This window comes from Marinitoga aeolica, assembly GCF_029910535.1.
Taxonomy (GTDB): Bacteria; Thermotogota; Thermotogae; order Petrotogales; family Petrotogaceae; genus Marinitoga; species Marinitoga aeolica.
In genome coordinates, this window is sequence record NZ_CP069362.1 from 1,046,592 (window position 1) to 1,058,953 (window position 12,362).

The following is a 12,362-nucleotide window of genomic DNA, read 5'->3' on the forward strand; positions in this document are numbered from 1 at the left end:
ATCGATAATGTATTAGTTTTCTGCTTTTAATACCGCTAATGCTAATGAAGCTAATTTTGATTCTGCCGTATCTGCTCTTGAAACAATAACAATTGGAGCTTTTGCTCCTAAAACAAGTCCTGCTATTTTTCCATTTGCAAGATATATTGCAGATTTTCCTAAAACATTTCCTGCATGTATATCTGGAACTACTAATATATCAGCATGTCCAGCAACATCACTCTTTATTTTCTTAATTTTAGCAGCCATTTCACTTAAAGCATTATCTAAAGCCAAAGGTCCATCTACAATACATCCTTTAATTTGTCCTCTCTTATTCATTTGAGTTATTATTGCTGCATCCATTGTTTCTGGCATATCTGGATTTACAACTTCAACTGCTGCTAATAATGCTACTTTTGGTGTTTCTATTCCCATTGAATGAGCTAATTCTACTGCATTATTTATTATTGCTACTTTTTGATCTAATGTTGGTTTTATTATCATTCCGCCATCTGTAACTATTTTTAATGAATCTAATGCTTCTGTTTCAACTATTGCTACATGGCTTAACACACTACCTGTTCTTAAACCCCATTCTTTATTTAAAACCGCTTTCAATAATTTTGATGTTTTTATTAAGCCCTTCATAACTATATCCGCGGCTCCTGAAGATACTAACCTTACTCCTTGTTCTGCAGCTTCTTCTTCTGTTTTTGCATCAATAATATCAAATTCTTTACCTAATTCTTTTAAATTTTCCTCTATAATTTCTTTTTTACCAACTAATACAGGCTCTACAAAACCTTCATCATATGCTGCAGATACTGCTTTCAATGCTTCCTTATCTTCTGCACCAACTACTACTACTCTTTTTTTGTTTAAGCTCTTTGCTTTTTCTATTACTTCTTTTAATGTTTTCAACTTTAATTCCCCCTTTGACTATGTTTATAAAATTGTTGATATTCAATTATTGATATCCGATATATAAATCTATTTGTTCTTTAGTTACATCTAAATTTGTTGAACTATCAGTAATTATATATGATTCAAAATTTACAATATTAACATCATTAAAATCCATTTCCGGATAAGCTACTGAAATTTCATAATTTTTAGTCAAATCCAATTTTATCCTGTTAAATTTATACATACCATCGTTATTGGTTAATGTTGTATATAATATAGTCGAATAATTCGTATCCGTAATTAAAACCATATAGTGTGATTTGGGAACTTTTGTTATTTTATCATCATAAACATATCCATATAAAGTTAAATAATCAGCAGAAGTATCTGCAACCATCCATGTTCTAAAATATGGATTGAATTTTGTATCTCCTGATAAAGATATTCCCAGATCAAGATCAATTATTATATTATAATTCCTATTTAGGTTAAATTCTGACGTATCTAAATTAAGTGTAATATTTGTAGAATCAACAGAAATTTTTTTGCTTCCAATATCTATTGTTGAATCAAGGGTTATTTCTATTTTCGCATTTTTTAATGCACTTTCATTAATAACTTCTATATCTTTTATTTTTTCCAAAACTCCATCAAGTTTTAAAAAGTCTTCTTTTTGATTTGAAAGAAGTATAATTTCTGTAGAATCTGATGTATATTTAATTTCTTTAACATTTAATTCTGCCTTTTGAATATCTGTTTTAGGTGAATCTGTTAAATAAAAGGTTATGGTTGAACCTTTTGAATTATCATTATTTGTTGGAAAACACGCTGTTAATAAGGTTAAAATTATGCTTATTATAAATATTCCTGATAATATTTTTTTCACAATTACACCTCTTTAAAATTACTCCTAAATATTGAATAATAATATTTTAGAACCTGATATGTTTATCTCTTCTTTGCTTATTATATACTCTTTTCCAACATTAGTTACTGTTCTCATCATCAATTTAGTAAAATTCTCTACAGAACTAATTGGAAATTTTATATATTTAGTTTTAAAATGCATAGGAATTATTATTTTTGGATTTAACTTATCTATTATTTGTTTTGCCTCATCTGCATCTATTGTATAATATCCACCTACTGGAATCATTAAAATATTTACATCTTTTAATTCTTCTATTGTTTTGTCATCTGGTATATGCCCTAAATCACCACAATGCGCAATTGTCAATCCATCAGAAAATTTAAATTTAAATATTATATTTTCTCCTCTATCATGACCTTTTACTTTGTCATGATATGTTTTTAATCCTGTTATTTTTACTCCTTTCGATAAATGTTTTCCGGGAGTGTTAATAAGTACATAATTTCCTCTTATTAAATGATGTGCATTATGATCAAAATGCTGATGACTTTCTGTTATTATATCTGGCTGATAATCTGGTAATGGATAACCAACAGTTTCATTAAACGGATCTGTTAATATTTTAACATTTAAATATTCTATTCCAAAACATGAGTGTCCAAACCATTTTATTTTCATCATTTCTCCCCCTTTCTATATAATTTTATACCAAAATAACAAAGCAGAATATATGAACGTTTTATATAAGACTAAATGTTAATGCTAATATCAATATAATTACAGTTATTATATCCGCATATTTTGTATAAAATGTTTCTTTACTTTCTATTGGAACATAAAAATTTTGTCCAATATATGTCTTTGTTGGCAATGTTTCAACTATCCTTCCATACTTATCTACTATACCTGTTATTCCAGTATTTGAAACCTGTATAAATGTTCTTCTGTTTTCAACTGCTCTAAATACGCTTTTTGAAAAATGTTGAATCAATGCTGTTTTTTGGCTAAACCATCCATCATTACTTATTGCTACTAAAAATTGAGCACCATTTTTTACAAAATTTCTTGAAATTTCAGGAAAATATGTTTCAAAACAAATTTGAACACTAAACTTATTATCCTTTAAATTTAAAACAGTATATTTGTTACCAGGGGTATAATAATTTACCAGTTTAAAAAATGAAAATACTCTAAAGATATTTTCATATGGTAAAAATTCTGCAAATGGCATTAATCTAATTTTATTATATATTTCTTCTATTTGACCATTTTTATTTAAATATAGTGCACTATTATAAAATTCTCTTTTTTCACTATTTACTGTAGGAAATCCTATTATCCAATTTTTATTGGATATTTTTACTGCTTCCTGTATTATTCTAAATATTTCAGAGCTTCTTATATCTTTTATAAACACCGCTTCTGGTAAAATTAGTAAATCACTTTTATCATTATTTTCCTGTAAATAATTTGAGATTTCAACGTATGAATTCCACGTATTATCTGAATATTTAATTTCTTGAGGAACATTTGTTTGAAAGACACTTACTTTTACCGCATTTTTATTTATGTTGATTAATGGAAGTTTTTCTGTTATTACGAAATTTACTAAATATAAACTTCCAATTATTATTACAGCATATTTTACCCTTTCTCTTTCTGGAATGAATGCTATTATTGAATTAACAAATAAAATTAAAATTGTTAAACCTATAGTTCCTGTAAAGGGTAATACTTGTAAAAAACCTATATGTTGATATAGCGCATCTGATAAATTCCCTCCAGTAAAAGCAAAATCTCCAAATTCTTTCAGTATTTCTGCAGCTGCATATGAAAACACAGAAAAAAATACCTGTGATTTAAAATTTACTACTCTTGACTTTCTAAAATAAAGTTCACCCAAAAACCAGATAATATAATAGGGTAATGTCAAAATTAACACCATTAGCAAAAAAGATAGAAAACCTATATACCCGGGAAATGTATTTATTACTTCTGGAATATTTTTTGATAACACAGGAATTTCCCACCATAATGTGGTAAACATTAATGAATAACTATATAAAAAAACCTTAAGTAATCTTTCTAATGTTCTTTTTGAATGTGAAAACGAGTATAAAAATGGAGCTACAGAAAACCAGATTAAAAATGAAAAAAGATTCCCAGGCATCGCAAGTCCTGTTAAAATACCTGAAATAATTGGCAATAATATATTCAAAACTACCACTCCTCATCAAGAAAACGAAAATCAACAGCATGAAATGTTGCCAGTCTTTCATTTTTTGATTTTTTCCAGACTACTTTTAATGGTGCAGCAAATTCTGGTTGTAGTCTTCCTTTTTCTATCCAATATCTCGATTCTTCATTTCCATATATTCCTGGATTTGCACTAATAGTTAATTCAATAGGTTTGTCAACAATATAAACTTCATCTATACTTTTTTCATTTTCTAATATTTCTATTATTTCATCATATATTTCTTTGGGTGGATGAGGTTTTATATTTATTAATGCAATATTTTTTGAAAGTGGCCCTATTATTTTTACATTAGCTATTTCTCTCTTATAATCATATCTATCCAACACATCATGAATTATCTCATTTGCAAAAGATACTGCCCTTCCATGATAGTCCATATTAATCAATAATTTCAGTAGATGTTTTAACTTACACCCTTCTCTGTGGGCATTTTCACCAACTTTTCTTATCTTTAAATTATATCTTTTTACAATTTCTCTTAATTCCTCTTTTGTTAAACCTATAATAGGAGAATAAAGGTTATTCATTACTTTTATACATGTTTTACCCCATGAATCAGATTGATTAGCTCCTGTTGCTACCAATTTATCTTTAGCAACTTCCTTTACTCCTGACATTTTTAATGTTTTTGTACATTGATTACAATTTGGCCCTTTTTTCATTATTGAATACTGTGCCTGATGTTTGTCTGCAAATTCTATTTCAAGACCTAAATCTTCCGCTGTTTTCAACACAGATTCTACACTTTTTGAATATGCAAAAGGACCAAATAACACATTAACAAGTTTTACTTTTTCTGGTCCTAACGCTTCTCTTGCGAGAAATGCTGCAATAGTACTATCCATACCGCCAGAAAAGGCTACATATAATATATCATCTTTCACTATGTTTTTTATTTCTGCTTTTATTTGTTCAATTTTCAAATTTAAACTTGCATCCATTTTAACGATAATGAATCACTCCCCATTTCTAAAATTGCATATTTTCCATCACAAAATGCCCCTGGATTGATGCATCTTATCCCTTTTATTACTCTATCATCTTTTTTATGTGAATGTCCATATATTAATACATCTATATTATTAAATCTCTGAATTAATTTTGATGGATCACCCCAACCAGCTTGATGACCATGTATTATGCCAATATTATAATTTCCCAATTTTATAATCCTTTTTTCCGGTAAAGAAAATTTTATATTATATTCATCAGCATTTCCAAAAACACCATAAAATATAGGTTTTTGTGACTTAAAGTAAAATATCACATCTTCTTCTATATAATCTCCAGTTGCTATAATATAATCTAATTGTGAATAATTTATTTTTTCTAATTTATCATATCTATTTCTTTTTGGAATGTGTATATCCGAAATTAAAAGTACTTTTATCATATTATCACCCGAATTTATTATACCAAATTTATATTAAAAAATTTATATTAAAGAAGATATTTTTCTACTTAAGACTTGATTAAATTTAATTTTTAAAGTATAATATATTTTGAGACGCACCTGTAGCTCAATTGGATAGAGCGTCGGACTTCGGATCCGCAGGTTGGGGGTTCAAATCCCTCCAGGTGCGCCAATTCCACTAATATATGCTGAAATAGTAGTAAAAAAAGGGAGGTAAAATTTATGGCAGAAGTAGAAGTATTGAAAGTTGCTGCAAATTCAAAACCTATAGCTATAGCTGGCGCATTAGCTGCAATTATTAGGGAAAAGGGGAAAGCAGAAATTCAAGCTATTGGGGCAGGTGCTGTAAACCAAGCTGTTAAAGCTGTTGCTATTGCAAGAGGCTATGTGGCACCAAGCGGTATTGATTTAGTATGTATTCCTGCATTTGTTGATGTAAAAATCGATAGTGAAGAGAGAACAGCTATTAAATTTGTTGTTCAACCAAGAAAATAAAAAGGGCTAATGCCCTTTTTATTTTTTATATATATTTATATTGCATTTTCTTCATAGTAAAATCTGGTAATTTTTTGTACGGTATCAAAAACATCTCTTTCTTCTTTTTCAATTGGCGTATCCCTTGAAATCACAACAATATATTTTAATAATCCTTCTTTGAGATATGGAACTACATATTTAATATTAAACACCTCATAATAAGCTTTTTGCTCGTCTGTAAAATTAAATATATTAAAAGCCTTTCCATTTGTTAATCCTTCATCCATATTATCAAATATTTCTAACTCTTCTGGTAAACTCAATTTACCAAATTTTTTCAATAATTTTTTATCCGCTGAATATAACCCAACTGTTGAGAAAAATATCTCAGAGATACTACTTAACAATGTTTCCATGAAATCCTGTTCTTCCATTTTTTTTGATAATAACCTTACAATGCTCTCAATCCCTGATAGTTGATAAGAAAGCCTGTCTACAACCATTTCAAGTCTATATTTTTCATATATTTCTTCTTCTTTATCAAATAACATACTTAAAATTCTTATAATATTTTTATCTTCAAATTTTCCATCAAATAATAAATATGTATTAAAAGGAAATTTAAGCACATTTACGTCCTCAAGTTTTAATAATAATTCTTCAAAAGTATCATAGGTTAAGCTTTCTGGATTATACCCTTTTGCATCTAAAATAACCCATTGTTCTTTTTGTGATCTAACAATAACTGTTTTTTGACTGTTTGTTTCTTCGTTTATTAATTCTCCAATCAAATTATAAAATGATGGTGTACCTAAATATGCAGCTAATTGATACACTAAATATTTATTTTCCATAATATCCATCCCCTTCTAAATATTTATTCCTTCAAAATTATCATACAATATATTAATATACCCACCTATTTTTTCCACTTCAACAAGAATATCTCTGGTATTAAATAAGAAATTTTGAATTGATGCGCTTATTTCTTCAGCAGTTGCAGCACTTTCTTCTGAAATTGCAAGTAAACTCTCTATATTTTGTGTTGTTCCTTCTAATTTTTCTTCTTCATCTTTTAATCTCATAATAAGATTATTAATTTCTGATGAAATCATAGAAATTGCTTCACTGGATTTTTTATTCTCCTGGGAGCTGACATTCAAATTACTTGATTGTTGTTTCATTTCTTCAAATTCACTTGTTAATTTACCCGTTAATTCATTTATTCCATTTGTTACTACACCTAAAAATTCTGAAATATTATTAGCTGATTCTTTAGATTCCTCTGCTAATTTTCTTATTTCATCAGCAACAACAGCAAATCCTTTTCCACTTTCTCCAGCTCTTGCTGCTTCTATTGCTGCATTTAGCGCCAATAAATTAGTTTGTTCTGCTATACTCATAACGGTTGAAGCAATCTCTTTTATTTGTTCAGCTTCTTTCTGTAATTTATCTCCAAGTTTTACCAACTCCTTAAACCTATTACTCATTTCAAGAATACCTTCAGATGAACTTTCAACATTATTTGCAGATTTTAGTATTGCCTTTACAGCTTCATTTAAAGATTCAACCATTTCCGATTCTCTTTCAACTATTTCAGAAAGTGTTTGAACATTAGAATTTACAGCCTCTGATACATTTTCCGTATCATTACTAATCTGTATTGAAGTATCGGCAACCTGTTGAGCTAAGTCTTGCATTGTATCTATAAGTTCTTTTAAATTATGTGCTGATTCATTAACTGTATTTACAGCTCCTTCAATTTCTTGAACATCTCCTGTTACTCCAAGTAATATTTTTCTAAATTCATCTGTTAAATCATAAAAACCGTCTGTTATTTCTTTAATTTCCGTAGCACCTTCGAATTTGATAGGGTAATCAAAATTCCTCTTTTTATAATTATTCAATATTTCTAAAATTGTTCTATGCCCTTTTCCATATTCGCCAGTACTCAAATAAGATAATACAAAATAAATTATTCCTGTCACTATTGCTGCTATTAAATTATTATCAATATAATTAAAGGATAACCATGAAACTAAAATTATAAAAATAGGCATTAATATAATAAATACACTTTTCATTGATTTAAAAATACCCAATGAAAAAATCTTGAAAAATTTCATTTTTTCTATCTTTACATAGGGTTTTTCAGCTGTTAATTTTACTTTTAAATAATTAAATTCTCCATCTTTACCCTTTTCTATAATTTCAACATCAATCTTTTCATTAAAATAATCTGATACTCCTTCAATCAATCCTAAAAAATAATCTGAAAATTCTCTTTTAGATTTATAGATCAAATAAGATTGTGTAGAAGTTATTGGTTGGTATATAATTCGTGGTGGTAAAATTCCTAATCTTCTTGTCAATAACATATGAATAGTATCCATAGCTGCTAAAAAAGATAATGCACTTGGTTTTTTAAAAAACAATGGATACCATTTTGAAAATGTTTTTATATTTTCTCGTCCAGTTTTTCTCATTACATCTGCTCGTGAAACGCCTGTACTTTCTGCAATTTCCTTGATAATCTTCTCCAATAGATTTTCATCAAAATCATCTAAAAGTGATCCCTTTTTTTCGGGGTTCACATTATTATTTTTTAAAATTTTACTAATTTTCTCATCACCAAATATTTTTTTCCACGTTTCAATCCAGGTAAATACCAGTAATTTTTTCATTTTTTCACCTCTTTAAAGATGTAATTTAACCTTTAAATAATATTTTCTTATTCTAATATAAATTATATCACATTTATTAATTTTTATGATATAATACTTTTTGAACACGGGGAGTAGCGCAGATGGTAGCGTGTCAAATTCGGGATTTGAAGGTCGCCGGTTCGACTCCGGTCTCCCCGACCAAAATAAGCTGGGAAATCCCAGCTTATTTTTTATATCCTGTTATATTTCTTAAAAATTCGTATCTTTTCTTTTTATCTTCTTCTCCCTCAACACCTAATGGAGATTGTCCATCAACAACTCCCATTACTCCTCTACCTAAATCTGTTTCAGCTACTAATACCTGTAAAGGATTTGCTGTAGCAGCATATATATTTACAATTTCTTGAACTTGTTTTAATCTCGGTAATATATTAATTGGATATCCATTTCTTATTATTAAAACAAAAAAATGTCCTGCTCCAACATTCTTTGCATTTTCTATTGCAAGATTTGTTAATTCCTCATCATTTCCATCAAATCTAATTAGTCTTGGACCACTTGCTTCGTTGAAAGCTAATCCAAATTTCATACCTGGTACTGTTGTCACAATTGTTTCATATATATCTTCTACTGTTTTTATAAAATGCGATTGGCCCACTATAACATTACAATCTTCTGGAAATTTAATATCTACTGCTTCAAATTTAATGTTCATTATTTACACCTCCACTTTTATTTATTTCTATCCAGATTTTATCTATTTCTTTATTATATTTTTTAAATATTTCTAATACATCATATCGAAAATGAGAAGGATTAGTCCTATTATCTCCTTCTGTAATTATTTTTACGCATTTTTCATGAGAAAAAGCTTCTTTATATGATCTTTTTGCCCTTAATGCATCATATATATCTGCTATTTTTACAATTGCCGCTTCTAATGGTATTTCATAACATTTTAATCCGTATGGATACCCACTTCCATCACAATTTTCATGATGATATAATGCAATATTTAAAGCAAAATCAAAACATTTATCCCCTGACAACAATCTCTTTGCATAAATAGTATGTTTTTTCATTATTTCAAACTCTTCTTTTGTTAATTTTCCTTCTTTATTTAAAATTTCATATGGAACATATACTTTACCAATATCATGTAAAGGTGCAAACTTTTTTATTTTTTCAACTTCTTTTTCATCCAATCCAAGTTTTTGAGCTAAAAATGCTGAAATTTCTCCTACTCTATATATGTGTTTTCCTGTTACATCATCATGCCCCTCTGCAACAGAGGCCAATTTCTCTGCAAAATTAAAATATATTTTTTGAATTTTCTCTATTTCAAATTTTTTATCTAAAAATATTTTTGCAAGATTAACCTGTGCTTTAAATATTTCTATACTTTCTCTTGAAAAAGTTTTACTTTCTGGCGTTTCCACTGAAATCATAAGGAGCATATTTTCTAATTCTACAACATACGTCATAGCATATTTAAACTTTTTTGTTGCTTCTTTCAACTCTTCATAAATTTTTTCATCTAAATATAGATTGTCATTTTTAAATATTTCATCATATGTAACTATATTAACTTTTTCTTTAATATGAAAATTTTCTGGACCTGAAAAAATTTCAAGTAATTTTAATTTATTTATGTCATGACCAATTGCTGTAATATATTTCCATTTTCTATTCACTAAAACTGATATACTTCCATATTTAGCTTCTCTAATGTGAGAGATCATATATTTTAAAATTGAATTAAAATATTCTTCCATACTTAAATCTTCATTTTCTATAAGACTGATTAGCTTAATAAATTCAAAAAATGCTTCATTTACTGATTTTAAATTATTATACATTTTTCTTATTTCTTCTGTCAAAAGATTAAAATTCATTAAGGAAGAAATAGCGTTGTTAATCATTATTTCATAACTATTTGCTATTTCTTTTATTTCTTTTATATCATAATTATCTCTGATAACTGGAACTTCTTTTTTTCTTAAATTCACAGAAACATTTTTCATGGATTTTGAGATTTCAAATATAGGATTTATTATTTTTTTATTTAGAAAATCATTAATTTTATACAAAAATAATAAAACAATCAAAAAAATGATTGTATATATAATAATAATTTCCTTTATTACTAATTTAACCAGATCAGATTTATTATAAACATAAAGTATGTATATATCATCTATTATTTTATTATAGAAATATATATTTAATCCTGTTTTTATAATATGAAAATTATTATCATCTACTATTTTTATAAAACTACGTACATTTTTTATTTCTTTATTATTATATATAACCTCTCCATTTTTCTTGAATATATATATTCTATCCATTCTTGGTAAATTTGCTATATTAATAATTCTATCTATAGAATCTTTTTTTAAATCCATACCCAAAACACCTATAACATTATTATTTACTTTAATTGCTTTTGAAACAGTTTGAACAATTTTAGTTTTTTCAGGATCAGCAAATGAATTTGTTACAATAACCTTTTCAGGATTTTTTGTAGCTTTTATATACCAATCTTTTTTCCTCGGATCAAAATCTGGAGGTATTTTTATTTTTGGAGTAACTATTATATCTCCATTTTTATCTGCAAAATAGACGTATATTATTTCATCTTTATTATAAAAATATATTTCCCTTAAAATGTCATCTACATTGTCTTTATTTATTTCATAAGTTACTTTAGTTATAAAATCTTCTTTTTTCTTAAAAAAATACTTAAAGTTTGAAGATATTAATTTTATTTCAAATTTGATTTTTTCAATATTATTATTGATTTCTTTTCTATATGAAATATATGTAAAAACGCTTCCAAGAATAAATATAAATAACAAAAAAATTATAACAATTTTTTAAAAAAATCCTTTATACTCATTTATATCACTCTACCATCTAAATTTTTATTCTTTTTTATTATAACACATTTATTTCAATTTTATGTTCTCTTAGTAAAAAAACACTTCTAATACATTTTTAAAATGATCTAAGTTTAATTAAAATTTTTATCAATAAATTAAAATAACTCCAGCTTTAAAAAGCTGGAGTTATTGGGGATGAATATTATTAATCTTCTAATTTTTTATAAACAAACCACCAATCATAACCTTCATAATTCTTTAGTCTATCTTTTGCTGATTCTACATCAGATGCTGGAGGTATTATAACTTTATCTCCGATCAATTCATTGTTTGGCCAATTTGCTGGCATAGCTGCTTTTGATTTATCTGATAATTGAAGTGCTTTTACAGCTCTTAAAATTTCATCAAGGTTTCTACCTAATTCTGGTGGGTAATAAATAATTGCTCTTACTACTCCATTTGGATCTACAATAAACACTGCTCTTACCGTATGTGAAGCTGAAGCATGAATCAAACCCAATCTTTCAGCTACTTGTCCTCTATCGTCTGCGATAACAGGATATTGAATTTCTACACCCATCTTCTCTTTTATCCAATTTATCCAGCTGATATGAGAAAACACTTGATCAATACTTAACCCTATCAATTCGGTATTTAATTTTTTAAAATCTTCATATCTCTTTTGAAAACCAACAAATTCTGTTGTACATACTGGAGTAAAATCTGCTGGATGACTAAATAATACAAACCATTTATCTTTAAAAGCTTCTGGTAATTTCATTTTACCATGTGTTGTTACTACTTCTAATTCTGGGAATTTTTCTCCTATTAATGGAATATTTGCCATTAATATCACCTCCATAATTCTTATTTTATTTTTGTAATAATTTCATTTTTATTA

At 27.1% G+C, this 12,362-nt stretch carries 12 protein-coding genes and 2 tRNA genes; 3 read left to right on the forward strand and 11 right to left on the reverse strand.

Annotated features, from left to right (window positions below; genetic code table 11):
- Positions 1–12: 12 nt before the first annotated feature.
- The 6 genes from JRV97_RS04830 to JRV97_RS04855 all read right to left on the reverse strand — a co-directional run bounded on the left by JRV97_RS04830 (position 13) and on the right by JRV97_RS04855 (position 5,412).
- Positions 13–903 (reverse strand): bifunctional enoyl-CoA hydratase/phosphate acetyltransferase, encoded by an 891-nt coding sequence (locus JRV97_RS04830; protein WP_281000727.1) that lies wholly within the window; start codon positions 901–903, stop codon positions 13–15.
- Positions 904–949: 46 nt separating this feature from the next.
- Positions 950–1,774, reverse strand: coding sequence for a hypothetical protein (locus JRV97_RS04835; RefSeq protein ID WP_281000729.1), 825 nt, complete (start codon positions 1,772–1,774; stop codon positions 950–952).
- A 24-nt stretch (positions 1,775–1,798) separates the two neighbouring features.
- Positions 1,799–2,437, reverse strand: a complete 639-nt coding sequence (locus JRV97_RS04840) for an MBL fold metallo-hydrolase (protein ID WP_281000731.1) — start codon at positions 2,435–2,437, stop codon at positions 1,799–1,801.
- Positions 2,438–2,498: 61 nt separating this feature from the next.
- Positions 2,499–3,977, reverse strand: a complete 1,479-nt coding sequence (gene lnt / locus JRV97_RS04845) for an apolipoprotein N-acyltransferase (protein WP_281000733.1) — start codon at positions 3,975–3,977, stop codon at positions 2,499–2,501.
- A 2-nt stretch (positions 3,978–3,979) separates the two neighbouring features.
- The gene (locus JRV97_RS04850) at positions 3,980–4,942 is read right to left on the reverse strand and encodes an adenine nucleotide alpha-hydrolase family protein (RefSeq protein ID WP_281000735.1); all 963 of its coding nucleotides are present in this window, start codon (positions 4,940–4,942) and stop codon (positions 3,980–3,982) included.
- Positions 4,943–4,944: 2 nt separating this feature from the next.
- Positions 4,945–5,412 carry a metallophosphoesterase family protein gene (locus JRV97_RS04855; RefSeq protein WP_281000737.1) on the reverse strand — a complete coding sequence of 156 codons (468 nt, stop codon included), beginning with the start codon at positions 5,410–5,412 and terminating at the stop codon, positions 4,945–4,947.
- Positions 5,413–5,528: 116 nt separating this feature from the next.
- Here JRV97_RS04855 and JRV97_RS04860 point away from each other — a divergent pair.
- Positions 5,529–5,605 (forward strand) — tRNA-Arg (locus JRV97_RS04860).
- Positions 5,606–5,655: 50 nt separating this feature from the next.
- Positions 5,656–5,928, forward strand: a complete 273-nt coding sequence (locus tag JRV97_RS04865) for a stage V sporulation protein S (RefSeq protein WP_014296869.1) — start codon at positions 5,656–5,658, stop codon at positions 5,926–5,928.
- 35 nt (positions 5,929–5,963) lie between these two features.
- On the opposite strand, the gene JRV97_RS04870 is transcribed toward JRV97_RS04865, so the two are convergent.
- On the reverse strand, positions 5,964–6,764 hold the full coding sequence (locus tag JRV97_RS04870; protein ID WP_281000740.1) for a hypothetical protein: 801 nt from the start codon (positions 6,762–6,764) through the stop codon (positions 5,964–5,966).
- A 15-nt stretch (positions 6,765–6,779) separates the two neighbouring features.
- Positions 6,780–8,594: a heme NO-binding domain-containing protein gene (locus tag JRV97_RS04875; protein WP_281000741.1), complete on the reverse strand. Its 1,815-nt coding sequence runs from the start codon at positions 8,592–8,594 to the stop codon at positions 6,780–6,782.
- A gap of 107 nt (positions 8,595–8,701) precedes the next feature.
- On the opposite strand from JRV97_RS04875, the gene JRV97_RS04880 reads away from it, so the two are divergent.
- Positions 8,702–8,777, forward strand: a tRNA-Pro gene (locus tag JRV97_RS04880).
- A gap of 22 nt (positions 8,778–8,799) precedes the next feature.
- Here the strand turns inward: JRV97_RS04880 and JRV97_RS04885 are convergent.
- The 3 genes from JRV97_RS04885 to JRV97_RS04895 form a co-directional block, all read right to left on the reverse strand.
- A complete protein-coding gene (locus tag JRV97_RS04885; protein WP_281000743.1) occupies positions 8,800–9,291 on the reverse strand; it encodes an adenosine-specific kinase in 492 nt (163 codons plus the stop codon).
- A complete protein-coding gene (locus JRV97_RS04890) occupies positions 9,281–11,437 on the reverse strand; it encodes an HD domain-containing phosphohydrolase (RefSeq protein WP_281000745.1) in 2,157 nt (718 codons plus the stop codon). Before JRV97_RS04890 ends, JRV97_RS04885 begins: the two co-directional genes overlap by 11 nt.
- A gap of 229 nt (positions 11,438–11,666) precedes the next feature.
- The gene (locus JRV97_RS04895; RefSeq protein ID WP_281000747.1) at positions 11,667–12,308 is read right to left on the reverse strand and encodes a peroxiredoxin; all 642 of its coding nucleotides are present in this window, start codon (positions 12,306–12,308) and stop codon (positions 11,667–11,669) included.
- Positions 12,309–12,362: the final 54 nt, after the last annotated feature.

Excerpts from the sequence above, each read along its gene's own strand:
- JRV97_RS04895 (WP_281000747.1), bottom strand. The coding sequence starts at position 12,308 with ATGGCAAATATTCCATTAATAGGAGAAAAATTCCCAGAATTAGAAGTA.
- JRV97_RS04855 (WP_281000737.1), bottom strand. The coding sequence starts at position 5,412 with ATGATAAAAGTACTTTTAATTTCGGATATACACATTCCAAAAAGAAAT.
- JRV97_RS04870 (WP_281000740.1), bottom strand. The coding sequence starts at position 6,764 with ATGGAAAATAAATATTTAGTGTATCAATTAGCTGCATATTTAGGTACA.
- JRV97_RS04865 (WP_014296869.1), top strand. The coding sequence starts at position 5,656 with ATGGCAGAAGTAGAAGTATTGAAAGTTGCTGCAAATTCAAAACCTATA.
- JRV97_RS04875 (WP_281000741.1), bottom strand. The coding sequence starts at position 8,594 with ATGAAAAAATTACTGGTATTTACCTGGATTGAAACGTGGAAAAAAATA.
- JRV97_RS04840 (WP_281000731.1), bottom strand. The coding sequence starts at position 2,437 with ATGAAAATAAAATGGTTTGGACACTCATGTTTTGGAATAGAATATTTA.
- JRV97_RS04885 (WP_281000743.1), bottom strand. The coding sequence starts at position 9,291 with ATGAACATTAAATTTGAAGCAGTAGATATTAAATTTCCAGAAGATTGT.